The sequence below is a fragment of the Lacicoccus kunmingensis DSM 17847 genome, from assembly GCF_059568765.1.
On record NZ_JCANUC010000013.1, the window covers coordinates 50,318 to 75,473 of the forward strand.

At 45.0% G+C, this 25,156-nt stretch carries 24 protein-coding genes and 1 riboswitch; of the genes, 7 read left to right on the top strand and 17 right to left on the bottom strand.

Annotation, left to right across the window (positions count from 1 at the left end; all coding sequences use genetic code 11):
* Nucleotides 1-2: 2 nt before the first annotated feature.
* Genes nirB through BO48_RS11990 form a run of 3 tightly spaced genes read right to left on the bottom strand, consistent with a single transcriptional unit; the run spans nt 3 to nt 3,572 of the window.
* The gene (gene nirB / locus BO48_RS11980) at nt 3-2,408 is read right to left on the bottom strand and encodes a nitrite reductase large subunit NirB (RefSeq protein WP_052255182.1); all 2,406 of its coding nucleotides are present in this window, start codon (nt 2,406-2,408) and stop codon (nt 3-5) included.
* Complete coding sequence (locus tag BO48_RS11985) at nt 2,401-2,856, bottom strand: precorrin-2 dehydrogenase/sirohydrochlorin ferrochelatase family protein (RefSeq protein WP_496367686.1); 456 nt, start codon at nt 2,854-2,856, stop codon at nt 2,401-2,403. Before BO48_RS11985 ends, nirB begins: the two co-directional genes overlap by 8 nt.
* A 5-nt stretch (nt 2,857-2,861) precedes the next feature.
* The gene (locus BO48_RS11990; RefSeq protein WP_052255183.1) at nt 2,862-3,572 is read right to left on the bottom strand and encodes a sirohydrochlorin chelatase; all 711 of its coding nucleotides are present in this window, start codon (nt 3,570-3,572) and stop codon (nt 2,862-2,864) included.
* Nucleotides 3,573-3,740: 168 nt separating this feature from the next.
* Between BO48_RS11990 and BO48_RS11995 the strand changes: the two genes are divergently transcribed.
* A complete protein-coding gene (locus BO48_RS11995) occupies nt 3,741-4,895 on the top strand; it encodes an acyl-CoA dehydrogenase family protein (RefSeq protein ID WP_496367687.1) in 1,155 nt (384 codons plus the stop codon).
* A 46-nt stretch (nt 4,896-4,941) separates the two neighbouring features.
* Here BO48_RS11995 and BO48_RS12000 read toward each other — a convergent pair whose 3' ends face one another.
* On the bottom strand, nt 4,942-5,070 hold the full coding sequence (locus tag BO48_RS12000) for a hypothetical protein (RefSeq protein WP_496367688.1): 129 nt from the start codon (nt 5,068-5,070) through the stop codon (nt 4,942-4,944).
* On the opposite strand from BO48_RS12000, the gene BO48_RS12005 reads away from it, so the two are divergent.
* From BO48_RS12005 to BO48_RS12015, 3 genes are all read left to right on the top strand, one after another.
* A complete protein-coding gene (locus BO48_RS12005) occupies nt 5,024-5,122 on the top strand; it encodes a hypothetical protein (RefSeq protein ID WP_496367721.1) in 99 nt (32 codons plus the stop codon). The two genes, BO48_RS12000 and BO48_RS12005, sit on opposite strands and share 47 nt — an antisense overlap.
* A 150-nt stretch (nt 5,123-5,272) precedes the next feature.
* Nucleotides 5,273-6,190, top strand: a complete 918-nt coding sequence (locus BO48_RS12010) for a hypothetical protein (RefSeq protein ID WP_496367689.1) — start codon at nt 5,273-5,275, stop codon at nt 6,188-6,190.
* 259 nt (nt 6,191-6,449) lie between these two features.
* Nucleotides 6,450-6,818 (top strand): YbgA family protein, encoded by a 369-nt coding sequence (locus BO48_RS12015; protein ID WP_496367690.1) that lies wholly within the window; start codon nt 6,450-6,452, stop codon nt 6,816-6,818.
* 271 nt (nt 6,819-7,089) lie between these two features.
* Here the strand turns inward: BO48_RS12015 and BO48_RS12020 are convergent, their stop codons facing one another.
* From BO48_RS12020 to BO48_RS12070, 11 genes are all read right to left on the bottom strand, one after another.
* The gene (locus BO48_RS12020; RefSeq protein WP_496367691.1) at nt 7,090-8,178 is read right to left on the bottom strand and encodes an acyl-CoA dehydrogenase family protein; all 1,089 of its coding nucleotides are present in this window, start codon (nt 8,176-8,178) and stop codon (nt 7,090-7,092) included.
* The gene (locus tag BO48_RS12025) at nt 8,171-8,929 is read right to left on the bottom strand and encodes an ABC transporter ATP-binding protein (RefSeq protein WP_496367692.1); all 759 of its coding nucleotides are present in this window, start codon (nt 8,927-8,929) and stop codon (nt 8,171-8,173) included. Before BO48_RS12025 ends, BO48_RS12020 begins: the two co-directional genes overlap by 8 nt.
* Nucleotides 8,922-9,596, bottom strand: a complete 675-nt coding sequence (locus BO48_RS12030) for an ABC transporter permease (protein WP_496367693.1) — start codon at nt 9,594-9,596, stop codon at nt 8,922-8,924. Before BO48_RS12030 ends, BO48_RS12025 begins: the two co-directional genes overlap by 8 nt.
* Nucleotides 9,597-9,704: 108 nt before the next feature.
* Nucleotides 9,705-10,703, bottom strand: coding sequence for an ABC transporter substrate-binding protein (locus BO48_RS12035; RefSeq protein ID WP_052255191.1), 999 nt, complete (start codon nt 10,701-10,703; stop codon nt 9,705-9,707).
* A 90-nt stretch (nt 10,704-10,793) separates the two neighbouring features.
* A riboswitch (TPP riboswitch) is annotated at nt 10,794-10,896 on the bottom strand.
* A 151-nt stretch (nt 10,897-11,047) separates the two neighbouring features.
* Entirely contained in the window at nt 11,048-12,223 is a 1,176-nt protein-coding gene (locus BO48_RS12040) for a Zn-dependent hydrolase (protein ID WP_496367694.1), read from the bottom strand.
* Nucleotides 12,213-13,556: an MmgE/PrpD family protein gene (locus tag BO48_RS12045; RefSeq protein ID WP_496367695.1), complete on the bottom strand. Its 1,344-nt coding sequence runs from the start codon at nt 13,554-13,556 to the stop codon at nt 12,213-12,215. Before BO48_RS12045 ends, BO48_RS12040 begins: the two co-directional genes overlap by 11 nt.
* Before the next feature lie 12 nt (nt 13,557-13,568).
* A complete protein-coding gene (locus tag BO48_RS12050; RefSeq protein WP_496367696.1) occupies nt 13,569-14,921 on the bottom strand; it encodes a hydantoin-5-propionate amidohydrolase in 1,353 nt (450 codons plus the stop codon).
* Between the two features lie 25 nt (nt 14,922-14,946).
* Nucleotides 14,947-16,266, bottom strand: a complete 1,320-nt coding sequence (locus tag BO48_RS12055) for a TRAP transporter large permease (protein WP_496367697.1) — start codon at nt 16,264-16,266, stop codon at nt 14,947-14,949.
* Between the two features lie 15 nt (nt 16,267-16,281).
* Nucleotides 16,282-16,812: a TRAP transporter small permease gene (locus tag BO48_RS12060; protein ID WP_496367698.1), complete on the bottom strand. Its 531-nt coding sequence runs from the start codon at nt 16,810-16,812 to the stop codon at nt 16,282-16,284.
* Nucleotides 16,813-16,832: 20 nt separating this feature from the next.
* Nucleotides 16,833-17,924 (bottom strand): TRAP transporter substrate-binding protein DctP, encoded by a 1,092-nt coding sequence (gene dctP / locus BO48_RS12065; RefSeq protein WP_496367699.1) that lies wholly within the window; start codon nt 17,922-17,924, stop codon nt 16,833-16,835.
* A gap of 36 nt (nt 17,925-17,960) precedes the next feature.
* On the bottom strand, nt 17,961-18,695 hold the full coding sequence (locus tag BO48_RS12070; RefSeq protein ID WP_496367700.1) for an IclR family transcriptional regulator: 735 nt from the start codon (nt 18,693-18,695) through the stop codon (nt 17,961-17,963).
* A gap of 265 nt (nt 18,696-18,960) precedes the next feature.
* On the opposite strand from BO48_RS12070, the gene BO48_RS12075 reads away from it, so the two are divergent.
* The 3 genes from BO48_RS12075 to BO48_RS12085 are packed head-to-tail and all read left to right on the top strand — an operon-like array spanning nt 18,961 to nt 21,234.
* Nucleotides 18,961-19,170, top strand: a complete 210-nt coding sequence (locus tag BO48_RS12075) for a hypothetical protein (protein ID WP_496367701.1) — start codon at nt 18,961-18,963, stop codon at nt 19,168-19,170.
* 30 nt (nt 19,171-19,200) lie between these two features.
* Complete coding sequence (locus BO48_RS12080) at nt 19,201-20,643, top strand: sodium:solute symporter family protein (RefSeq protein WP_496367702.1); 1,443 nt, start codon at nt 19,201-19,203, stop codon at nt 20,641-20,643.
* 18 nt (nt 20,644-20,661) lie between these two features.
* Nucleotides 20,662-21,234 carry a hypothetical protein gene (locus BO48_RS12085; protein ID WP_496367703.1) on the top strand — a complete coding sequence of 191 codons (573 nt, stop codon included), beginning with the start codon at nt 20,662-20,664 and terminating at the stop codon, nt 21,232-21,234.
* Between the two features lie 115 nt (nt 21,235-21,349).
* Here the strand turns inward: BO48_RS12085 and BO48_RS12090 are convergent, their stop codons facing one another.
* Together BO48_RS12090 and BO48_RS12095 are read right to left on the bottom strand one after the other, a co-directional pair.
* Nucleotides 21,350-22,942 carry an SLC13 family permease gene (locus BO48_RS12090; RefSeq protein WP_496367704.1) on the bottom strand — a complete coding sequence of 531 codons (1,593 nt, stop codon included), beginning with the start codon at nt 22,940-22,942 and terminating at the stop codon, nt 21,350-21,352.
* A gap of 725 nt (nt 22,943-23,667) precedes the next feature.
* The gene (locus BO48_RS12095) at nt 23,668-25,113 is read right to left on the bottom strand and encodes an NAD-dependent epimerase/dehydratase family protein (RefSeq protein ID WP_496367705.1); all 1,446 of its coding nucleotides are present in this window, start codon (nt 25,111-25,113) and stop codon (nt 23,668-23,670) included.
* Between the last annotated feature and the right edge of the window lie 43 nt (nt 25,114-25,156).

Here is a 25,156-nt window from a genome sequence, read left to right on the forward strand (position 1 = left end):
TTCTACACCCTCTCCACTTCAAATATTTTCTGCTTCTCTTCATTTTCAATGATTTCCTGCCAAGGATCTTTTTCAACCGCTTTTTTTGCATCCATCACTTTATCAAACAGCGCCTGCTGTCTTACAGGATCAAGCAGTACTTCCTTTACGTTCTCAAAGCCCATACGTTTCAGCCACGGCGCAGTACGCTCGGTGTAAATTCCGGTTTCACGGTAATACTGCATCAGCGCACCGCATAATTTGATCACTTCATCTTCTGTTTCGACAGTCGTCAGCAGCTCTGCCGCGACGATTTCCGTACCACCGTTCCCGCCGATGAAAATCTCGAAGCCGTTTTCAACACCGATGACCCCGAAATCTTTGATTCCGGATTCCACACAGCTCCGCGGACAACCCGAGACGCCCATCTTGAATTTATGCGGTGTATCGATATATTCGAAAGTCTGCTCCAGACGGATGCCGAGCTGCGTGGTGTACTGTGTGCCGAAGCGGCAGAATTCCTTGCCGACACAGCTTTTTACGGATCTCGTCTTCTTACCGTATGCGGACGCCGAACGCATGCCGAGATCTTTCCAGACCTGGGTCAGCTCCTCTTTTTTCAGACCGTATAAGCCGATCCGCTGCGCCCCTGTGATCTTCACGAGCGGCACATCATACTTGATCGCCACTTCGCCAAGCTTCATCAGCTGTTCTGCATTGGTGACCCCGCCCTGCATTTGTGGAATGACGGAAAACGTCCCGTCCTTCTGGATATTTGCATGGTAACGTTCATTCGCATATCGTGATTCCTTCTCATCTTCATGGTCATGCGGATAGACCATATTCAAATAGTAGTTGATGGCCGGGCGGCACTTCGGACAGCCACCTTTATCGTTGAAGTCCAATACGTGACGCACTTCTTTCGATGTCTTCAGCCCTTTGGCGCGGATCTGCGTCACAATCTGATCTCTTGAAAGATCTGTACAGCCGCAGATGCCGGTCGGTGCATTGGCAACGAAATTATCACCCAGTGTGTACTCCAGCAGATCTCCGATCTGTCCTTTACATTTTCCGCATGAGTTCCCGGCCTTCGTGACTTTGGATACTTCTTCGACACTCGTCAGACCGTCACGGTGGACTGCTTCGACGATGGTGCCTTTGGAGATTCCGTTACATCCGCAGATGATTTCATCGTCATCCATCGTCTCCACACTGATCGCGTCAACTTCCCCCGCTTTATGCATGAGAGACACGAGGGTGAACTCCTCGATCGAATCGCCCTTCTTCATCATGTTATAGAAACGGTTCCCTTCTTCGGTATCGCCGTAAAGGACCGCGCCGACGATATGCTCATCCTGCACAAACACCTTCTTGTATATACGGTCCACACTGTTGTAGACTTCAATGCCTTTAACATTTTCACTTTCATAAATCTTGCCTGCACTGAACAGGTCGCACCCGGAGACTTTCAAGGAAGTGAACGTCGTCGATCCGCTGTACCCCTCAGTCGGCCGGCCTGTGATATGATCAGCCAGCACGATGCCCTGGTCATAAAGCGGGGCGACAAGGCCGTAAACTTTCGAGTTATGTTCACAGCACTCGCCGACTGCGTATATATCCGGATCGCTTGTCTGCATATAATCATCCACAATGATGCCGCGCCCGATTTCAAGCCCGGCCGCCCGCGCTCCTTTTGTGACCGGGCGGATACCTACTGCCATGACGACCATTTCCGCCTCCAGCACGCGTCCGTCCGACAGGCGGACACCTTCCACATGTGCCTCTCCGAGAATTTCCTGGGTGTTCGCCTGCATTTCAAAATGCATACCCTGTGCTTCCAGGTCCTCCCGCAGCAGGTCTCCGGCTTTTCGGTCGAGCTGCATTTCCATCAGCCATTCTGCAAGATGGAGGACCGTCACTTCCATTCCCTGGTCCATCAGTCCTCTTGCACATTCCAGGCCCAGCAGGCCGCCGCCGATGACGACCGCTTTCTTCCTTGTTTTCGCCATCTCGATCATGCGTTCAGTATCTTCAATCGTCCGCCAGCCTATCACTCCGTCGAGCCTTGAGCCGTCGACTGGCAGCAGGAATGCATTCGAACCGGTCGCAATGATGCATTTGTCATATTCGATGACACGGCCGGCCTCGGTCGTGAGGTTCTTCTGCGACCGGTTGACCGCCACCACCCTTTCCCCGGTGATTAATGTAATGCCGTTTTCCTCATACCAGGAATACGGGTTCATGATCGTCTCATCCATGGTCATTTTATTCTGCAGTATATTCGACAGCATGATCCGGTTATAGTTGGGATACGGCTCCTTTCCGATGATCGTGATATCGAACATGTCAGGTTCACGTTCCAGAATCTCCTCGATGGTGCGTATGCCCGCCATGCCGTTACCGATCAAAACAAGTCTTTTTTTACTCATTGGTCTCCTCCTCCATATTCTTCAAACACTTCTTCAATTGTGTTGCTATATACTTCACTTTTTCTATGTCCCTGCCTTCACTTGAGACGTGGATATTGATATCACCATATGACACACTCTTCATATTGTGGAAATCGGAACGGGCTTTATCACCTGTATGGTTCACCCATTGATTGTCACCTGCATCTCTGCATGCCTGATCATTCACACGAGCATCTTCTGTGGCTAAAAATATCAAGTCCGCATTTTCAATATACTTTTTCCTGTAAACATCTTTGATGAGGGAAAGTGCTTTGCCTTCGCGTTCAAATTCATACTTGAATTCCGGACTGACGACAGTGATATGGCATGGTTCCTCTTTCAGCTTTTGAAATTTCCTGTGTGCAATTTTACCGCCGCCGATGATGACGGCCTTTTTATTTTCCAAGTTGAGATTGACCGGATACATACCACTCAGCCCCTTCCAGCCATATGATCCATGACCACCCGCTTCAACAGCGGATCGAAATTAAGACTCGGTGTCACTTTATATGAAGAATCAAGATTCATTCCATGAAGTCTCTCTTTCATCTTGTTTACAAGGTAACCGTCATATAAAAATAAAGGGACCACAATCAGATGCCGATATCCTTTTGAAATTTCAGGCAGAAGCGCTTCAAAACTCAAATTCCCGTAAAGCATCATCGGATGGATGCCCCGATCCATACCCATCGCCCTTGTGAATGATTCCAGTTCTTCATCGGTTTCCGGGAACCGTGCATTCCCATGCGCGATGACGACGATGCCCGTGTCCGGTTCGTCCGGGTTTCCTGCTGCAGTGATGCGCGCTTTTACAATCTCTTTAGTGAGGGGATGATGTGCGAGTGTCGGCCGCACCTCGATCTGCACCCGGGGATGTGACCATTTGAAATGCTCTACGATTTCTGCTGCATCCTCTTTCATATGAGATGCCGATAATATCAGCAGCGGCGTGATAACAATATGCGTCGCACCTTCTGAGATCAGCCGTTCAATCACGATATAAGGATTCTGCTGCTCACTTTCCAGAAATGCAGTTGATAATCCTGTTTCATGCGGTGACATCAAATCGTCTATGAAAGCTGACAGTTTTTCGTTTAAGTTGCCCCGCCTCATACCGTGGACGAGCAGTAAATGTTTAAGCATAAGACACTTCCTTTCAACAAAATTATACAATAATACTGCGGGATTTGAACCTATTTAGTGAATAAAATCACAATTATAGGGTTTTCCCTTACTTTTGAATATTCACTGCCGCTGTGGAATAATTAAATTAAAACTGATCAGCATAAGATTTTAGAGAGGGATATTATATTGGAAACATTACAGAATCTGGACTACAGCGGTCGCATCACATTAATGAAAAAAACCGCAAAACAGTTTAAGGAAACAGCACAGGAACATGATGAAAATGTCACGTTCCCATTTGAGAATTTTGAAAAGCTGAAAGAGATCGGCTATCCTGCCCTGTCCATACCGAAGGAATACGGCGGCGCAGGCATCAGTCTCTCTGAACTTATGAAACACCAGGAAACCATAGCGAAGTATGATGGTGCCACTGCACTGTCAATCGGCTGGCATATGGGCATCATTATGGATCTCGGAGAAAAGCACACGTGGGACGCGGCAAAATATAAAAAAGTGGCGGCTGATGTGATTGAAAATGGATCATTAATCAATAACCTTGCGACAGAACCGGCAACAGGCAGCCCGACACGCGGCGGCAAGCCGGAAACGACTGCGGTAAAAGACGGAGCCTCATGGATTTTGAACGGCAGAAAAACATTTGCCACACTTTCCCCCATTTTAAAATACGCCTCGGTCAGCGCAACGATTGAAGAAACCGGCGAGGTCGGGGATTTTATTGTCGATACTGATCTTGATGGTGCGGGCGTTGATGAGACATGGAATTCTGTCGCAATGAGAGCGAGCGGCAGCCACGACTTCATAATGGAAGATGTCCGTGTAAAAGAGGAAGACCTTGTGTCATTCAGAACGCCGGGCAAAAAAGATCCATCCGGATGGCTGCTCCATATCCCTGCATGCTACCTCGGCATTGCCAAAGCGGCTCAAGAGGCAGCAGTGGAATTCGCCAGCACTTATTCACCAAACAGTATTAAAGGCACGATTTCAGAACTGCCGAACGTCCAGGAGAAACTCGGGCGGATCGAAATGGCAGTGATGGAAGCAGACGCCTTTTTATATACAGCAGCGAAGGAATGGGATGATTCCACACCCGGGGAAAGAAATAAAATGGGCGCAAAGCTAGGGGCAGTTAAAACATCCATCGTGAACAAGGCGGTTGAAATTGTCGACCTGTCCATGAGAGTCGTCGGTGCGCAAAGTTTAAATGCAGACAATGAGCTGCAGAGACACTATAGAAACGTCCGTGCCGGCCTCCATAACCCACCGATGGACGATATGGTCATCATAAACCTTGCCAAACACTCCATAGAAAGATTAAAATAAACTTCCTCTTACCATATGTAACCGGGTATTTATTTGATATGAGCAATTAGTTTGAAGAAGAAGCAGCAGCTTCCAAACAGGCGGTCATTGACGGCATTCCATTATCAAGATATGCAAAGCCTGAAGAAATTGCCGACCTCGTCATCTTCCTGAACTCTGACAAAGCTTCCTTCATCACAGGAACTTACCAGAGAATTGACGGCGGTGCTTCAGCATTATCGTCATAAATTAACGAGATCAAATTCAGTCATGATGAAAATCTCTTAAAACCCCGAAAACTTAATTGTTTTCGAGGTTTTTCATTCAATGTACCGATGTAAAATTACTCCATTATGTTATATAATTAAGTGACATTGAATTTCTCAGGAGGACTGCCCATGAAAGCATTATATGTGGTTATTCCTATTGTACTGCTGCTTATTTCAGGTGCCGTATTTTTTATCGTATCATCCGGTTCAGATGATAATACAGATGCCATTAACGAAGAAACTGCTTCGACAGAAGAAGTCGATGAACCGGCAGGATCGGTCGAAGAAGAAGGTACCGACGAAACAGACGAAGACCAGGAAAACAATCTGAGTGAAGAAGGCGAACAGGATAATCCTACAGAAGAAGATTCAAACGCAGGAAATGAACAGGAAGCATCTTCTGAAGAAACGACAGATGAGCAAAAAAATGATACCTCTGAGGATTCTGCCGGCAATAACGAAAATTATAATGCTGCTGAACAGTGCATCATGTCCGAACTCACAGAGTGTGAAGGTGTTTCAACAGAAGATCAATTTACGGCCTATCAAAACCTTATCGAAGATGGCACACTGCCACAGTCACCGGTCAGCGACTGTCTGCCATGTGCCGTAAAGTATTCTTTTGAAGCTGAATATGGAGAATCGAAACCGATAGATATATCAGTACTCCCCCGTTCTGAAGAAGCACCGGAAGAAATAAACAGTCATCTGCAGTTTGTACGGCAGTACCTTTTTGCCCTGCCTGGATACTATAACGATCAGAACAACGAGGCGCTTGAATTCTACCGGGAAGGCTCAGCGGGCCAAAACTTATTAACTGCAAACAAAGCATCCGGCCGATACGCCAATCATACGACTTACTCGGTGCATATCGATTATGAAGAGCAAAATCCAGACGGCAGCTCCAACGTTTATATATACCGTACCTACTCTCATGAGAACACGAATGGTATTTATGAAAATTATGTACTGTATAACGTGATGGCCTCAGAGGGGAGAAACTACATCATTGGCTATGAAGAAATAGAAAATGTGCGAATTGAATAAACACAAAATATCAATTACGGAAACAAAGTGACGCATAAGGCTTTGTTTCCGCTTTTTAATAAGACATTTTATTAAGCTTTCAATTTATTTCTGCAAGCAGATGGAACACTATTCCAATGTTTGAAAACCGGTAATCAGGAAAAATATAACACACAATCATCTCGAAGAGGAAATCCGTCTTATCAACAGTGTGAGAGGTCATCTTACACCTGAAAAGATTAAGCAAATCAGGAATCATGAAGCAATGGCAGGTGATAATATGAGTAAGAGACATGAAATTGAAAAGAAATGGGCTCAGGAAAAGTATAAAGTGATGATGCACAGCCAGAAACACTATGAGCGCATACGTAAAGAGTTAAAAGGAAACCCTGATATTGAGGTGTTGGTTGTCTTGATTGACGAGGCAATGGAAACCACTCCCACGAAAGGTTCGATCATTAATACATACAACCATATGTGGGGATATTTTAAAAAAGTGTGTACAGAAAAAGAACGTACAACAGCCATGGACCTGGAAGAAAAATTCAAGGCACAGGAGGTTGAATCTGAAGCGCTGCTGAAATTCATTGCAGAACTTGCTGATAAATATGAAGTGAAATATCTTCAAAATTCATCGGTTCTTCAATGATTCATCGGTATGATATTTTCGAAGCTCTTCTACTGGGGGCACCAACTAGTATGCCATTCAGAGGATGCTCGGAACGAAAAGTCTCGCAGACCGCCAGATGATCCGACTCAGCCAATGGTTCGGCGTTGTATTGTCACTGATTACATTTCTCATAGTACCGCTGCTGCAGACATGAAGAGAGAGTGGAAGAAGCGGAAAGTACGAAATGATGGGGGAGATGCAAAGGAAAGTGCTCTGAAACATTAATGTTTCAGAGCACTTTTTGTGGCGGTCAACTTCTATCGGATCTTAATTCACCTTCCGAATCCACAAGCAGACCGTGCTGTGATGCGGTCATAAGGTCACGGTAGATGCGGTTCAGAGGATGACTTTCTGTGACAATATCCATTCCTAGGTAACGGTAAAGTTTCTGGACTCCGCTCACTGCAGCGTCAGCGACGATTTTGCTCCGGGTGGAGATTATCTCCATGTCCTTGTCATCAAGAGATCCACCGGTAAGGTGGGCATCCCATGATTTTTCGACTGCCTGATAGAATTTCCGGCGCTCCTTCTGAAATCGTGTTTCATTTTCTTCCAGGATTTTATTCACATGGTCATACCGGTTCGAACCTTCTTTTTGCCAGGCTGCTTTTTTAGACTCGACATGTTCGCGCGCCGCTTCAAAGAAATGTTTTGCGACACCGATGGCAGTGGAAGCGATATTCGCTGCGGCGAATGGCACAAACGGATAATGGTAGACCGGATGATCGAAATGGAAATGCGGGCCGGTCACGTCAAAACGATATGCCGCAGGTACGAAAGCACCCTCCACATGGATGGTATGGCTGCTGGTCGCTTTCATGCCGAAGGCGTTCCAATCCTCTTCAATTTCGACTTGATCGGGTGTAAAAGCAAAAGCATACAGTTTCTCATCCTCCGCGTCATCGGATTCTATCCGGCATGTTGCAGTGAACAGGCTGGCATGGCCGGCCCCGCTCGCAAATGCCCATGTGCCGTTCACAATATAGCCGCCATCAGTCTTTCTGGCCACACCCGTCGGGCGGTCGCTGCCGGCAATGTAGAAATCTCGGGCGGTGAAATATTTTCTGACCGCTTCCGGCGCCATCGTCGTCGCAAAGAATCCGGCGCCTGAACCGATCTGCACGAGCCAGCCGAAGCTGCCGTCCACATGTGCCGCTTCCTCGAATATTTTCAATGCCTCCGGCAGCGGCTGCATATTGCCGCCCAACGCGTCCGGCACAAACAATTTGAACAGTCCCTGATCATAGATGTACTGCAGCACCGTCTCTGACAGCCTGCCCTCCTGCTCCATCTGAGACGCCTGGTTTCGGATGAGTTTCGTCATTTGTGCATCAATCATTCTGAACCCCTTCTTTCAACAACAGGTAGATTTCCCTTTTAAGCTTGGCAAACGTATCATCCAGCGTAATGCCGGGATCACGCGGCCGTTCGAACGGCACGTCGATTTCCTTGATGATGCGGGCTGGTTTATTGGACAAAATCAGTATACGGTCGGACATGTAGAGCGCCTCCTCTATGCTGTGGGTGATGAACAGCACCGAACGGCGGTCGGTTTCCCACATTTTGAGCAGCCAGTCCTGCATGTCGAGCCGTGTCAGTTCATCGAGTGCACCGAACGGCTCATCCAGCAGCATGAGACGCTGCGGGCTGAGGAGCGAGCGGATGAAGGCGACGCGCTGGCGCATACCGCCGGACAGTGTATCAGGGTAGGCGGATTCATAACCACCGAGCCCGGCCCGTTCCAGCAGTCTGCGAGCAGCCTCCCGGTCGACGGCGCCGTTTACCTCCTGGACCAAAACGACATTATCCTCGATCGTCCGCCACGGCAGCAGGGAATCCTGCTGGGGCAGATAGCTGATGTTGCCCCGTGTGCCGTTGGCACGCTTACCATCAATAAAGATATCACCACTCTCGGCATCGATCAGTCCGCCGACGAGATTGAAGATGGTGCTCTTTCCGCTGCCGGAGGGACCGAGCAGCGTGACGAACTCCCCGTCAGCGACACTCAGCGAAAGGTTGTCGAGCACGTCGATGTCAGACGGCCCTTTGAATGTATGAGACAGATTTTCAATACGCAGTTTGTCAGTCATCCGTTCCACTTCCTTTCTTGTCCTGATTCCATGGGGTCAGCCATTTCTCGAGCAGCAGAATAAAACCGAACAACACCAGACTGATCAGCATGATGACAAAAATCGATACGAATACCTGATCCGTCCGGAACGCGGAAGATGCGACCGTCATGAAGACCCCGAGACCCTGCTGGGCACCGAGCCACTCGGCAATGACTGCACCCATCACACTGTATGTGGCAGAAATCTTAAGACCTGAAAAGAAATACGGCAGGGCACTCGGCCATTCCAGCTTGAAGAAAATCTGCCGGCGGCCGGCGCCGATCATCCGCATATAATTGAGCAGTTCGGGATTCGTCTGCCGGAAACCGTCAATCAGGGAGACGGCGATCGGAAAGAAGACGACGAGCGTGATGATCAGTATCTTCGGCAGTGCCCCGAAGCCGAACCACAGCACAAGAAGCGGGGCAAGCGCAATAATCGGCACATTTTGCGAGAGCACCATAAGCGGGTAGATGCTTTGCCTCGCCAGCGGCACCAGATGCAGTGCAACCGCCAGAACGAGTCCGACCGATACACCGATGGCAAACCCGCCGAGCGCTATCAGTATCGTCGAGATGCTGTGGTCGATGATGCGTGGATAGATCTCGATGCCTTCCTGTATGATCTGAACCGGGCTTGGCAGCATCCACGCCTCGATCTCAAAGATGCCGACAGCTAGCTGCCAGATGACAAGTATGGCGAAAATGGCGAGGAGCGGTGAGAGTACGCTCCATGATAAAAGTCGTTTCATCGTTTATTCCTCCGATTCATCCGGCAGAAAGTCATTTGTGAATGCAGCATCGACATCCAGCTCAGACTCGATCAGATCGCTTTCATACATCCAGTCCGAATAATTCTGCCAGACCTCCCGGTCCTGATAACCCCAGTAAGGCGCGTCGCTCTGATAGACATCCGCCAGCCACTCCTGGCTCGCCATCACGAGCGCTTCGTCGAGATCCGGCTCGGCATCAATCAGGTGAGACGCCGCCTGTTCCGGATTTTCCATCGCCAGCTGGTAGCCTTCCGTCGTCGCACTCATAAAGGCTTCAACCGTTTCCGGATCGCTTTCAATCATATTCTCATTCGTAATCATTACAGGTGTATAAAAATTCAATGCATCCGAATACTCGGTGAAGTCGATTGTATTGAGCGGCATATCCCTGAGTTCAGCTTCAATCCCCGTCCATCCGTAATAGATCCATGCAAAGTCGACATCACGCTGCACCGTAGCAAAGAAATCCGCCTCCCCGACGTTGAGGATTTCGACTTCACTGAAATCTGCACCATCCGCCTGCATGATCGAGTGAATCGTCTCCTCTTCGATCGGTGAACCATAGCCGCCATATGTGTGACCTTCAAGATCCGACGGCGTTTCCAATCCGTATTCTTCAGGTGAAGCCAGATATGACGTATTATCCTGGATGATTGCAGCGAGTGACACGATCGACACATCCTGCAGACGCGCCTGCGTCACATTCTCCTGTGCACTGATGCCGAAATCACCATTGCCTGTCGCGACCGTCTGTTCCGCGCCCGCTTCACCCGGCAGGACGATTTCCACATCCAATCCGTGTTCCTCGTAATAGCCTTCCGCCTGTGCGGCATAGACACCTGTATGATTCGTGTTCGGCGTCCAGTCCAGCACAAACGTGACATCCGTCAGTTCATCCATATCAGCGGATTCCTCCGCACCACCGCCCCCGCACGCTGCAAGCAGCAGTACGAATACGACGGGAAATAGAATTTTATTCATAATAAAAGCACTCCTCTCAAAAACGGCATAAAAAAACACCTTCCTTATCCGGAGGCGTCAAGAGTTGTGAGGGGGGGCCATACATCCATGGCTTAGCCGTCACACATTCCCTCCGCTGGTATTATCCAGATCAGGTCCGAGGGTCAGGATATACATCCTTCTCAGCCACAGTATGGCTCCCCTATGCATTAATATTCGTTTGTGGCATTCATTATACCACTATGGAATGGTATGTCAAAAAGAGTCGACTTCAGGTGGATAATATGAAAAATCACTTCAAACATAAATAAAAATTAGTACACTCAATTAAAAAATGTTCCGACCTTTATTATCCTACTGCCTTATTATCCGTCAAAACGCTTCAAGGTCTCCAGCATTATATTAGATGCATTCTCTATATATTCCCATTCGGATTTTTCAAGTGGGTTATGGCTGATACCCTTCACACTCGGCACGAAAATCATACCGGTATCCATGAAAGGAGCCAAAGTGTTTGTATCATGGTTTGCACCACTGATCATACGCATTGTGCCCAGTCTCAGTGTTCTGCCCGCTTCTTCAATTGCAGTTATGATTTTATCTGACATCGGGTTTGTAGGTTTTACTACTCCCGGCATCACTTTCACTTCATAATTTTCTTTCATCCATGAAATAATATTTTCTGGAAATGTTTTTAAAATTTCTTCATCACCGGAACGGACTTCAAATGTGAACTCCACTTCTCCAGGTATGACAGTCGCAAGGTTGGGTCTAACTTCCAGATGACCGACTGTAGCGACCGTACCGTCTGTAAATTTATTCGCCTCATCGTTAATGTGTTGTACAATCTCACTCGCCATGACCAAGGCATCCTTACGATGTGCCATCGGCATTGTCCCTGAGTGTCCCGTTTCACCAATAACAGTAATATGGTGACGCACAATACCGGCAATATTTGTAACGACTCCTGTTTTATTATTATTATTTTCAAGCACAGTGCCCTGTTCAATATGCAGCTCAATAAAACCGGTGTACTTTTCCAATGTATTCACTGACAAACCAATTTGTTCTTTGGTCATACCGAGAGCCCTAATCAATTCGTCGTCCAAATCGTTAACTTCTATAAGACCGGAAATCAGTCTGCTGCCAAATGTACCGCCAAGAGGATTTACTTCTTCTCCCACCAGGCATACCAATTCATAGGCGACATTTTCAGGTTTTTGTTCTTTTAATTGAATCAGACATTCCAAACCTGCAATGACTCCAAGTGCACCATCGAAAAGTCCGCCTTGTTTGACAGTATCAAGATGCGAACCAAAGGCATAAACTGGAGCATTATCCGGGCCGATACGGGCGAACAAATTTCCTACCGAATCACGCCTTACATCTATATCATTTTTTCCCAACTCTTGCTCCAACCAGTTGATTGCATCCTTTTCTTCCTGTGAAAATGCAAGTCTGTTAAATCCTTTTATATCACTATTGAATTTATCACCGATGAGTTCAAGATTCGTTTTCACTCGATTTATATCAACTGTCATCCCTCATCTCCCCCTCCTTAATCAGATTATTATGTTGAAGCCATTCTTTAAAAGTAATATCCCTGTCTATATCCAGCAATTGATTAACCCAGTCATCCGAATAAAATTCATAATGATTTTGAAGCATGTTTTGATATTTTTCTTTGAATTCACTACCAGTAAATGGATGACTGTATTCACCTTTTGCATTAGATATGAAGCTGGAATATTCTTTACCATTTACATCATTAATAATACATTCCGTTGCCCTTTCAGATGGCAGCAGAGAGGTGATTTTCTCGTCACTGACAACTTCTATCTTATTGATGAAATCACCGATTAATCGAATATTTTCTCTATAACCGTTATATAAATCCAAACCAAGAATAATACATGATACCGCATAAGGAATTGAAAATTTAGATTCCAGTTTTGTATTTATTATTTTGGAGTCACAACGTGCTGCCAAATCATAAGTGTTGATTGTAATTTTATCAATGTTTGAGCTAGACAGCCCGGATTGTTTACTTATCTCTTCAGCCGCTTCTATAGCAGCATGTGTAAATCTGCATGTCGGATAAATTTTGAAGTAATTTTTAGTAATCATAGGCGGAGTGAAAAAATCTTCAAATAATTTGTCTGGATTAATCTTCGTCCCCATGATATTACTCCATAGATCTTCGACGACTGTCATATTTGATGAAAAACCATATCCCACTATATCAACTGCTTCATATGCCAGTATATTGCCATAGCCCGTATACAAGTTTCGGACTGACTGTCCTTCTTCTGCTGCCAGCCAGTTCGTTGCAATCGGCAGAGACAGTGACAGCAGAATGATATCTGTTATCTCAGTAACAGTTTTGTCTTCAAGAATTGCTCTTGTAGCTGCACCTCCAGCGTTTCCCCATGTGCCATGGGGATGCATGTTGTCTTTCATCTGAAAAGCATTGGATAACCTGACTGAAATTTCATACCCTTGTATATAGGCATCTATGATTTTATTTAATGAGTAATCTTTTTCCATTCCACATGTATAAATGACCGGTAATATATGTGCACTTGGATGGCCTTTTGCAAATGTATTTCCCTCATCTAATTCATTTGCAACAGCTGCTGCACCGAGTGTAAGCAGTGCATCTTTTCTAGAAAGTGTATGATCAGTTCCTAAAATTTCAATGCCATCTTCAACCCATTTATCCTTCATAAGGCTTTGTAATTCCTCTTCTGTTTTAAGGCCATAAAGGACAGCAATTAAAGTATCTGCCATTACATGTTCAGCACTCTGTCTCGCTTCTTCCGATATTTCACTTTCCAGCACTTTTCCTACAAGCTTTTCAATATCATCTTTCATCAGGAACACCCCCTATTTCTTCTCAGAACCTTCTATGAAATGGCCGTATCCTGGTTCAACGACTACGTCAGTGCCATTAAAGACGGTTTCTCCACGTATAACCGTCTCTGTAACATTACCTTTAAATTTCCGTCCTCTGAATGGCAGTAAATCAATATCAGTCACAAATTTTTCCTGGACAAATTCCCATTCTTCTTCAGGATCAATGATGACAAAGTCAGCATCATAACCTGGAGCTATCTTTCCTTTGCCTTTTACAGAAAACCGGTCTGCTGCATTCGTCGACATGAGCTTGGCAAAGGTAGTGAGCGGCAGGCTTCTCTGGCTGATCATCGCATCAAACATCAGCGGGACAATGACCTCTACTCCGGGCAGGCCGGACGGGGATTTAAATATATTCTCATACCCCTTTTTCTTATCTTCGATATCCCAAACGATATGATCCGATGAAATCAAATCAATATTACCTTCTTCCAGATGTTTCCACATTGCCTCTACATCTGATTTTGAACGGAGCGGCGGATTCATTTTTGCCGGAGGGCCCTGCGCTTCCAAGTCTTCCTCATTAAGAAGCAGGTAAGTATAACATGTTTCTGCTGATACATCCGTGCCCATTTCTTTGAACAGCTTGATCAATTCCAAAGTTCTTGGATGGCTGACGTGGACGATGTGCAGCTTTGCAGCTGTCCATTTTGCGAACTCCATCAGCATCAATACTGCTGCCGATTCAGTATAAGGGGGTCTTGTCTCTGCATGGGCTAAATTATGAGTTTTATTTTCTTCTTCGAACTGTTTGCTCAAACCTTTTACTATTTCGTCATCTTCTGAATGAAAAGCAACGAGTATTCCTGTGTCTGCCAGCACTTTCATCGCTTTGATGATTTCATCATTCGGGATTCTCGGAAAGCGATATTCATCCGTTTCAAAAGTAGACAATTTAAAAGACATGACACCTTCATCTATAAGCTTCTTGATTTCTCCTGTACCGTTGCGTTTTGAAATAGTACCCCATAAGCCCATATCAACATACGAGTTTTTTTCAAGATCCACAATTTTCTCTTTTAAAATTTTAGTATTGTTAATAGGGTTAGGAAGATCGTAAGGCATATCCAGGAAGGTAGTCACCCCGCCTCTTGCAGAAAGCTTGCTTGTCTTCTCAAATCCTTCTTCCGGGTTACTGAAGCTGTGTACATGGACATCGATAGCTCCTGGCAGAATGATTTTTCCGGTTAAATCAACTAATTCTCCTTGCAAAGTTTCTTTTGAGATTTTCACAATCTTTCCATCTCTGACGCCGACATGACCATTTTCCAAAACTTCATCTTCCAATACAACTTTGCCTCTAAATACTTTATCAAAACTCATATATTATTCTCTCCTTCATATTTGTTTAAAATAATAAGTTTGGTAGCCATAATGACAGAACCGGGAATGCAATTAACAGGATTAGAATTAATATATCTATTCCGACAAAAGGTGTAACACCTCTGAAAATATCAGATACAGAAACATCTTTTGGGGCGACCCCTTTTAAAGCAAACACATTAAGTCCAACCGGTGGTGTGACTGCACCAATTTCTACCAGCTTCATTGTTATGACACCAAACCAGATTAAATCATATCCTAAACCTGAAACAATCGGTGCAACAATCGGAAGTATCATTGCATAGATACCAATAGGTACCATGATCATTCCAAGTACAAAAAAGATGATACAGATGATTATAATAATAAAAATCGGCGGTACTTCCAGGTTGACCAGATAGTTTGTTGCCACAGTGGGTACTTGACTCAAAGTGAGGACTTTTGCATAAAATAATGCGCCGATATTTATCAGAAACACCATGGATGTCGTGTTGGCTGAGTCTTTCAATGCATTTGATAAAGAGCTCGCTTTTCTGAAATGACCTTGAGCAAAACCTATAATTAAAATCATGATACAACCGATGGCTGCAGATTCGGTTGGCGTAAAAATACCCGTATATATGCCGCCCAGCATCGTAATTGCCACTAACATGATCGGCCATGATGCACCAATTGCCTTTGCTCTCTCCGCCGGAGCCATCTTGGGCATTTCCTTATGTCTTTTAACCATGGCTGGGTCTCTTCGGCTGCGTAAGTATATATAAATAGAAAATACTACTGCACTGATCAATCCCGGTATTATACCCGCAAAGAACAGTCCTGCAACAGAAGTATTCGTAAATAATGCATAGATGATAAACATCATACTTGGAGGTATCATTGAAGCAAATGTTCCGGCCGATGCGATGATACCTGTTGCAAAACGTTTATCATAACCGAGTTTACGCATTTCAGGCAATGCCATTTTACCGAATATTGAAGTAGCGGCGATAGATGCACCTGAAATGGCGCCGAACCCTGCAGCTCCCAGATTCGTTGCTATTCCTACCGATCCCGGCAGACCCGAAGAAAGTGCATCGGCACTTTTAAATGCCTTACTTGCCATACCTGATTGGACGGCGAGGCCGCCAAGTAATATGAACAATGGTATTGCCACCCAGCTAGGGCCCGCAATAGAACTGTGCGCCGACCCGATAAGAAGTGCAATTGCTCTTTGCCCATCCAGCATCAAAAATGTACTGATTAAACCACTGACTATAAATGATGCCCCTATAGGAACACCTATACCTATAAATATAAGCAACAATAATATACATATGATTCCAATTGCCATAATATCAAGCATAATCATCCCCCCTTGTTAAATATTTGCCGACAAGTCTGTAGATTCATCCACGTCCGTTTTAATATTGAATATTGTCTTCAATAAATTAATGAATATCTGTATTTCAAAAAATATTAGCCCGATCAGCAGTGCAAGTTTTGATGGCCACATCGGTATATAAACAACATCGGTAAATGCTTCCCCCGACTCCACTGAAGATATGAAACCTCCGATGGCGGCATAGGCAAATATACCAATAGCAATCAGTTTTACAATATGAATGAAAATCATAAGTACTTTCCTATTTTTGATATTCAACTTATTTTCTAATAATTCAACTGATGCGTGCTGATTTGTTTCCTCGGTAGTAGATAATCCCAAATACACAACCGAGATTAATATTAAAACTGAAATATTACTTAAACCGTCTATCGCATATCCAAATTCTCTGGCAATAACATTTACCAGTAAAAGGATCATGATAATGAACAAAAAGAGGCCACATAATTCTGCCAATCTCCTGTTGATGAATTTTGAAATTTTATCCAGCTTCAGAACAATCTCCATCGTGTTTCCCCCCCTTCCGTTTACTCATATTCTTCATAACCCAACGCGTCATTCATAATATCTTTCATGGCCTCAACATACTCATCAGCATTTTCAATACCATGATCATTTTCGGCTTCCTCTGCCCATGTATTTCTCATACTTTCAAATAATTCCTGATCGTTAAAAGCGGCAACATCTTCATCATCGGCAATTTTTACATTTGCACCGGCATCACGCTGTTCCTGAATTGTATTCTCAAGCTCTTGCTGATACACATTCGCAAACTCTTCCTGTGCCTGTTCTGTCGCTTTTAATATACCTTCCTGAATATCAATTGGCAGACTATCCCACATATCCTGGTTGATCGTATGGATAAATGGCGCAGACCACCATAATTCTGTTCCGACAATGATGTTATCCGAAGTCTCGTAAAAACCCATCATATGAAAGCCGTCATAGTTCGTCATTACACCATCAATGACACCAGTTTCCAGTGACATATAGACATCTTCCCACGGCACACTGACAGGATTTGCACCCATATTCCTCATTGCCTCAAGATACCAGCGGCTGGAGGCTCTCCAATCCTCTCCCTGCACTGCTTCCATTGAAGCCAGTTCATTTGTCGAACCGAACACGATCGGCAGCCCTGTCGTAATAAGCAGTGGCTTCTGATTGTTCTTTTCCAAATCTTCACTGAACTGAGGCAGTTCTGTCATTGCAGTATCAAAAATTTGATACATCCCCTCAAAATTATCCGGTGCTACAGGAAACAATTTCAGTAACTCGTAACTGAACATTCTTTGTGCAAAATTATCAGGGTATACTAAACCAATATCCGCTACCCCTTCTCTTACACCATCGAGTGCCTCAGTGGAGGTCAGTAACCCTCCACCGAATACCGGATTAATCTGAACTTTGCCGTCTGTCTCCTCTTCAATTGCAGGGAACCAATACTCCTGCAGGAACTCTGTTCTCATTCCCTTCGGAGGATCGTGATCTGAATAATTCAAAGTGATACTGTAATCCTCTGTGCTGTATCCTTCTTCATCAATCTCGCTTGATGCGGTATTACAGCCTGTAAGTATAAAAACTGCGCTGAGAATAAAACCTATTAATTTGAATTTCATAATTCCACCCCTTTGTAATCGTTTGCAAAATATTAATTATAAATATGTTTGAATTTGACTGATAACCTCTTTGAAAGATTTGACGATTTCTTCCTCATCACGGTACTTCATGCGAAATTCAGGACCGGCAATGGTAAGGGAAGCTACGACTTTCCCCTCAGCATTTCTTATTGGAAAGCCGTAGGCTTTAACGCCTTCGTACCACTCACCAAATGATTTTGCATATCCATTTTTCCTTATGCTGGTTAAATCTTTTACCAGTTCATCTTTTTCTGTAATCGTATCCGGTGTAATCTGCTCGATTAAATTGTTATCAAACAGCTGATCAATTATTTTATCCTCCTGATAAGCAAGTAACGTTTTTGCTGATGCACCACCAAAGAGGGGCATAACCTTTCCTTCTGCTGCTGAGACTTTGATTGCTGCGTTATCTATTTGGGAAGTTCTCAAACAAACCGCATTCAAACCCGAAACTACATTCAAAATCGTCGTTTCTCTGAACTTGGTTGTCAGCTGATCCATATATGGTTTTGCAATGCCTGTGATACTGATATCTGAACGGACGATATTTGCCAGTTCGAGAAATTTATACCCGAGCTTGTAGTTCCCAAAATTATCTTCAATAAGATAACCATTTTGCTTCAAAACACGCACATGCCGGTAAACACTGCTTGTTGGAACATTCAGTTCTGCAGACATTTCATCCACTTTCATTGCACGGCGTTCCATTGAGAATAACGTTAAGATGGATAGTACTTTATTTGCTGTCATAATTATTTCCTCCAATTATCAATATATGATAACTGTAAATCATTTTATGATAATTGTGAATATATAATAATGAAATAATAGAATTATGTCAACCGTATTCTGAAAATTCTAGGGAGATATTATGTAAAAACATACACCTTTAATTTTTTTTACTGTCTTTCAATACTTAAAGAGACAAGCATATATTGAAACAGCACTTACTATTTTATATAATGAACTCAACAATTGATTGAATAAATGAAATATTCTAAAAGGGGTGTGGCACATGGCTCAAAGATCAAAGTTCAAAGATCCGGGTCTTTTTGCGACTTTAATCATCATCATCTACTCGGCGTTCGTATTCGTCTGGTGGCCGATGGATATCTACGTCGCGGGGATTTCACTCGTTGCATGGCTAATGTTCTTCGGATTGTTCATCTGGTTTATTTTGACGGTTGCCTATGTCGTGTGGATTGAAAGAATCGAAAAAGATTAGCACAGCCAGAAACAGAAAGGGGTATGATGTATGCAGATCACTGAAGGAATCATTCTATTACTGTATTTATTATTAATGACTGTCATCGGTATTTATTTCTACCGAAGGGCCAGGCAGAGTGAAAGTGACTATTTCACAGCGGGCCAGAGCATCAATACATTTGTCGGGGCGTTCGCAATCTTTGCTGCCATCGCCAGTTCCAGTTCGTTGATGGGTGCGGTCGGCTCCGGCGTGACGATGGGGCTCCCGTATTATTTCACCTACGCATTCGGTGTGCTTGCCGCACTGCCGCTAGCGATGTTCCTGATCTCAGGACAGGTCAGACGTTCCGGCGCAAAGAGCATGCCGGACTTCTTCCATCAAAGGTTCGGCAGGTCCGTCCAGATACTCGCTGCAATCATCGTCGTCATTGCGATGACGTTCTATATGGTGCCGCAGCTGACGGCCGCAGGACTGATCGGCTCATATGTCCTCGGCATTGACTATGCCACAGCCACCATCGTACTCGGACTCGGCTTCACAATCTATGCAGCACTCGGCGGTATGTGGGCCATTACATATACCGACCTGATCCAGGGGATGATCATGCTCGCGGGTACAGTGATTCTTGCCGGTGTCATCTGGGTGGACTTCGGCAGCATCGGCAATATGCTGGACAGCGCCCTCGCAGCAGATCCGGCATTTGGTGATGTCACCCAGCCATGGATGTCCTACTTCGGGCTGTTCATCGCGTTCATCTGGTTCGGCATCATCTCGCCTTCTGTCGTCATGCGTAACTTTGCATCGAGGGATGCGAGGACCGCCCGCCGGTCCGGCCTGTGGGGGACGTTCATCTATATCGTCCTGTTTTTGGGCGGTTTTTTCATCACCATAGCCGGTGTCACATTGGGCATTGTGGAAACACTGGATAACACGGATATGATTTTCGTCTCCGTCGTCGAAGAATATCTGCCGCCGATTCTCGGCGGTGTCATGCTCGCCGGTCTGCTTGCTGCCATCATGTCATCGGCCGATGCGATGCTGCTTGCCATCTCGGCCGGTATTGCGCATGATATATACAAACAGCATATCAATCCGAAAGCAACTGAGCGCTTTGTCACTCTGCTCGGGTTGATCACGATGTTCGCAGCAGTCATCATCGGTATTTTCATCGCCATAAACCCGCCCGGCATCATCGCAGTCATGGTCGGCTGGGTCGGCGGCTTCCTGTTGTCTGCGTTCGGCTTTCCGTTCGTTCTCGGCATCTGGTGGAGACGTGCAAACAAAATCGGTGCATTCACCGGCATGCTGGGCGGTGCCGTTTTATTCCTCATCCTGGTTTCAAGCCAGGCATTGCCGACGAACGCCGAACCGATCATCGCAGCACCCGTGTCACTCATCCTGGTGATCGTGGTCAGTCTGATGACCTCACCACCGCCGGAAGAACAGCAGGCAAGAGTGGATATGTACCACTTGCATTTGGATAATGACTAATTGGAGAAGGAAATCATAATGACTGGAAACATAAAAAGAATCGGTGAGAAGAATATAACGGAAAAAGCGCTGTATCGGTCAGTGTATAAAAGTCTTGGGATGAAAGCCCGGTGGAATAAAAACCTGTCAGCAGAATATATGAAGGAGCATACGACCAGTGAAAAACTCCTCTACCATCCATTCTGGGCGGTGAAGAACCTCGTCGTCGCAGACCGGCCGCCCTTTCCGCCAAGAAAAATACCGCGGATGATCTTTGTGGATGCAGTGTCGGGGTACAGAGGCATATTTTCACATGTACCGGTGCTGACGGATGAAGAAGCGGGTGAAGGTCAGATTGTCGCGCCATATATTATGGAAGAAGACCTCCATAAATATGCAGAAGACGTCAGGAAAAAGCAGATTGATAAACAGTACCTCTTAAAGAAACCGGGACATGAAACAGTGGAAACCACATTCGTGTATCTGCCGATTTATGAGGTGAAGGTGAAGAGTTCTGAAGTGGAGAGGACTTTTTATATCAATGCCAATACCGGAGAGTCTGAGCAGTTTTTAAGTGAAAGATGGAGAGATGGGAAAGATTTGATAAGGTAAAGATAATAGTCCTCTTAAAGGAATAATGACCTTTAAGAGGACTATTATATTGGCTTAAATTTTTTTGTAAGAAAAAGAGGAGCCTGACCACAACCTGGCAGAACTCCTCTTAAAATCATGCATTGAATTTATCAATTCCAAAGATCAGCGGCAGCAGGTAATAAGTGAACAGTACGATCAAAATGAGTGCAAAGACCGTCAGCCACGTCCCTTTTCTTAACATATCAACTATTGAAATCGTGTTTGTCGCATATATCAGTGCATTGGATGGTGTCCCAATCGGCAGCATGAATGCGAATCCTGCACCGAGTGCTGTCGCAGCCATTACAGGCAACGGGTGAACATCAATCGCCATGGCAAGTGCTGCAGTAATCGGCAGTAAAATAGTCACCGAGGCTGTATTTGGTGCCATCTGAGTCATCAGTATTCCAAGTGCCGCACTCACAACAATAATAATGATAAGTGGTGCGTTCTCAAGACCCATCAGCTGGCCGCCCATCCATTCAGCAAGGTCCGTGCCGGTAAAGCCGACAGCAAGAGCAAGACCACCGCCAACGAGCAGCAGTACACCCCACGGCATCTTCGCCAGTGCATCAGACTCAAGAATTCTTGTACCTTTGTTATTTTTAGAAGGGATCAGGAATAAAAGCATCGCGGAAACCATTGCAACCATAGTATCATTTATCCCTGGTATGATATCCACCCATATGAATGTTCTCGTCAGCCACATAAATGCAGTGAAAGTGAAGATGGCTAAAACTACCCTTTCCTCGTAAGACATCTGCCCCAAGGCAGACTTACGTTCTTCTACAAGTTCCTTGCCTTTGCTGATCGTCTTGACTTCCATTGGATACGCCACTTTAGTCAGATAGACGATAAAAATCAGCATCAGAATCAAAGTTAACGGGAAGGCAAAAATGAAGAAGGTTCCAAATGGTATTTCATATCCTAAAATCTCACTCGACATACTTGCTAAAATCAAGTTTGTCGGCGTACCGATCAAAGTTGCACTGCCTCCGATCGTACCCCCGAAACCGATTGCGAATATGATGGATTTGGTAAATTTGGTCTCTTCTGCCAATGTATGTACGCCGTCCTCTTTCATAAGTTCGACAACTTTGGCAATGATTGCTGTACCGATAGGAATCATCAGCATGATTGTAGCCATGTTCGACACCCACATCGATAGAAACCCTGTTGCAAGTGCAAACCCGAGAATCAGCCGTGATAAACTCGTCCCTACAAAACTGATGATAGTAATTGCAATTCGTTCATGAAGATTCCATTTCTCCATTGCTAAAGCGATTGCAAAACCACCCAGAAATAAGAAAATCAAAGGATCTCCGTAGGCTGAAGCCACTTCACCACTTTCTATTGATGTAACCATAGGCATGATGACCAGCGGCAGCAGCGAAGTAATCCCGAGTGGCATGGCTTCTAGTATCCACCAGATTGCAAGCCATGCTGCAAACGCAAGCACTGCCTGTCCCTCTCCGGATAAACCTTCCAATGGCAAGAAGAAAAAAATTATTGAAAAAGCCAACGGACCAAGAATCAGTCCGACAAGCTGCGACATTGTATAGGACTTTTTCCCACTGTCATCCTCATGGTAATTATTATTCTTCTTAGGCTGTTTGAATAGAATAAGATTTTTCGTTTTACTGTGGTCTTTCCAGACATAATTGCTGAATTTCGAAATCAGTTGCACATAATTTCCTCCTTATCCTTAGCCGCCTTGCATATTCTTAATTTATGTAAGATTTTGCAGATGACTGCTTTTGGTTATAATATAGATTTTATTATTCATTTGTACGTTTATCGTACGTAGTTGCTATATTCGACTAATTGAAATATTAACCTTATATGAAAGCGTTGTCAATAAGTTTTAGAAAATTTGAAAATAATACTCAAATAAAAAGTGCTCATGAATATAATGAATTACAGATGGACTCAACACCAATCCGTCAGAAGCAGCCTGATGATACTTGATTAGAGACCATTTTTAAAATATGAATATAGGTGAATCGGAGCCGTTTCTAAGCGTGAGATGATAAAGCGGGAAAGGTTTGATTGTATAAAAATAAAAAAACTTTCAAGTATATTTAAACACCTGAAAGTTCTTTTATTTTGATGCCAATGTCTTAATTTATTCTGTCCACTTTCAAATCTAACACCAGGCCGTAGGCGTACCGAACAAAACAGTGGCCCTGTTTTATCAGTTCTCTATCCAGTCCGTGCAAGTAGGCGTTATAGATCAGCAGAGGAATGAAACCGCCTTGCGTTGTGTCTGTCCGGCTTCAGTGAAGTCACCCGGAAAGTCGATTACATCGTTACGTAGACACTTGCGGATAAAAGATAATGTGGTTTTATCCTTCATATACTATTCAAAGTAGTGCATAAGTGTATCATGATTTAATGTGTCAAAATGTTGTTTCAAGTCGCAGTCGACCGCCGTCCGGCATGCGGTCTGGATACATATTTCGCATACTTTGAGCCGAGCATGTTTGCGAGGAGCCGTGTCTCGAAGCCGAAGGCTTTCATGACGATGAGGTGGATCTTCGCCTGGGTCAGTGTATAGACGAACCATGGCAGGGTCGGTTCATATTCATGGAGGGCGATGAGCACTTCATCCGTATCCAGTACGCGGCGGAATTCCAGACGTGCACGCCCGCCTTCCCCAGTCTTCGAAAATTGGCCGCCTTTGATATAGAATAACAGCCTGTCCTCATATGAACGCGCCTCGGACTTTTCGAATACCAGTATCGGATTTTTGAAGAAAGGCAGTGTAATCGATGTTTCCTTGTCATCGACACTCGTATTGATCAGCCGCCCGCCGATTCTCGACAGCCAGTTGATATAATAGTCAGCAGTGTCTTCAACCAACCATGTTTCAGGTATTTTAATCCTTTGTACAGATTTCACATCCTTTTTCTCGAGGTCTTTCTTCTGAAGCAGACTTCCGCCTGTGGGCTTGCTTTCGTCAAGCTCCCCGTCAAGCGCAATCTTCACGCTTTCTTTGAACGTGGTCGGTGCATTGGAAATCCCCTCAACATAATTTTCCGTTCTCATAACCATGTTATGTGTCAGGCTTTCGAGCAACGGATAGACCATCTCTTTCGGTTTCTGCGCGATCAGGCGCACCCACAGCTTAGACAGAAATATCGGGATGATGGGGAGATCGATCATCGGCAGTTTTTTACTCTGCACTTCCGCCGTCTCTTCGAACAGTTCCCGGTAGCTCTTCTCTTCCGGGCCGCCGATATCTATGGATTCGTTCTGTTCCGTCTTCCGTTTCACCAGTTTGGTAAGACCGCTCAGGACATCCTTCAATGCCACCGGATGGGTACGGTTATATGCCCATGCCGGCAGCAGCAGTCCAGGCAGACGTTTCACCAGGTTGTGGAGAATCGGGTAGGAAGAGCCCTTCGGTCCGACAATCAGTCCCGCACGCAATGTGGAGACCGGAATACCGTATGAGCCGAGTATTTTCTCACATTCCAGGCGGCTCTCGAGATGAGTCGACAACTTATCATCATCCGGTATGATGCCGCTCAAGTATATGATCTTGCCCACACCCTGCTTTTTAGCAGCCCAGGCAAAGTTGTCCGCAAGAATCGCATCCTTATCGCCGAATGTTCCCTGGTCGAGTTTCGACGACGGCTGCATGGAGTGAACAAGATATATCGCAATGTCGATACCTTCCATCACTTTCTCGATATCAAGCTGCGAATAAAGGTCCGCCTCTTTCCATGTGACATTTTTCTCATCCTGTTTATTATCTATATTTCTTGAAACCGCAATGATTTCATAATCCTCTTTCAGGCTTTCCATCAGGTTCCCACCGATGTAGCCCGACGCACCAGTCAACAAAATTTTCATGTCAACACTCCTTGTATACTAAGATATATACTTATACCCCATA

Excerpts from the sequence above, each read along its gene's own strand:
- nirB (WP_052255182.1), bottom strand. The coding sequence starts at position 2,408 with ATGAGTAAAAAAAGACTTGTTTTGATCGGTAACGGCATGGCGGGCATA.
- BO48_RS11985 (WP_496367686.1), bottom strand. The coding sequence starts at position 2,856 with ATGTATCCGGTCAATCTCAACTTGGAAAATAAAAAGGCCGTCATCATC.
- BO48_RS11990 (WP_052255183.1), bottom strand. The coding sequence starts at position 3,572 with ATGCTTAAACATTTACTGCTCGTCCACGGTATGAGGCGGGGCAACTTA.
- BO48_RS12000 (WP_496367688.1), bottom strand. The coding sequence starts at position 5,070 with ATGAAGGAAGCTTTGTCAGAGTTCAGGAAGATGACGAGGTCGGCAATT.
- BO48_RS12010 (WP_496367689.1), top strand. The coding sequence starts at position 5,273 with ATGAAAGCATTATATGTGGTTATTCCTATTGTACTGCTGCTTATTTCA.
- BO48_RS12015 (WP_496367690.1), top strand. The coding sequence starts at position 6,450 with ATGAGTAAGAGACATGAAATTGAAAAGAAATGGGCTCAGGAAAAGTAT.
- BO48_RS12020 (WP_496367691.1), bottom strand. The coding sequence starts at position 8,178 with ATGATTGATGCACAAATGACGAAACTCATCCGAAACCAGGCGTCTCAG.
- BO48_RS12025 (WP_496367692.1), bottom strand. The coding sequence starts at position 8,929 with ATGACTGACAAACTGCGTATTGAAAATCTGTCTCATACATTCAAAGGG.
- BO48_RS12030 (WP_496367693.1), bottom strand. The coding sequence starts at position 9,596 with ATGCTGCCAAGCCCGGTTCAGATCATACAGGAAGGCATCGAGATCTAT.
- BO48_RS12035 (WP_052255191.1), bottom strand. The coding sequence starts at position 10,703 with ATGAATAAAATTCTATTTCCCGTCGTATTCGTACTGCTGCTTGCAGCG.
- BO48_RS12040 (WP_496367694.1), bottom strand. The coding sequence starts at position 12,223 with ATGACAGTTGATATAAATCGAGTGAAAACGAATCTTGAACTCATCGGT.
- BO48_RS12045 (WP_496367695.1), bottom strand. The coding sequence starts at position 13,556 with ATGAAAGATGATATTGAAAAGCTTGTAGGAAAAGTGCTGGAAAGTGAA.
- BO48_RS12050 (WP_496367696.1), bottom strand. The coding sequence starts at position 14,921 with ATGAGTTTTGATAAAGTATTTAGAGGCAAAGTTGTATTGGAAGATGAA.
- BO48_RS12055 (WP_496367697.1), bottom strand. The coding sequence starts at position 16,266 with ATGCTTGATATTATGGCAATTGGAATCATATGTATATTATTGTTGCTT.
- BO48_RS12060 (WP_496367698.1), bottom strand. The coding sequence starts at position 16,812 with ATGGAGATTGTTCTGAAGCTGGATAAAATTTCAAAATTCATCAACAGG.
- dctP (WP_496367699.1), bottom strand. The coding sequence starts at position 17,924 with ATGAAATTCAAATTAATAGGTTTTATTCTCAGCGCAGTTTTTATACTT.
- BO48_RS12070 (WP_496367700.1), bottom strand. The coding sequence starts at position 18,695 with ATGACAGCAAATAAAGTACTATCCATCTTAACGTTATTCTCAATGGAA.
- BO48_RS12075 (WP_496367701.1), top strand. The coding sequence starts at position 18,961 with ATGGCTCAAAGATCAAAGTTCAAAGATCCGGGTCTTTTTGCGACTTTA.
- BO48_RS12080 (WP_496367702.1), top strand. The coding sequence starts at position 19,201 with ATGCAGATCACTGAAGGAATCATTCTATTACTGTATTTATTATTAATG.
- BO48_RS12085 (WP_496367703.1), top strand. The coding sequence starts at position 20,662 with ATGACTGGAAACATAAAAAGAATCGGTGAGAAGAATATAACGGAAAAA.
- BO48_RS12095 (WP_496367705.1), bottom strand. The coding sequence starts at position 25,113 with ATGAAAATTTTGTTGACTGGTGCGTCGGGCTACATCGGTGGGAACCTG.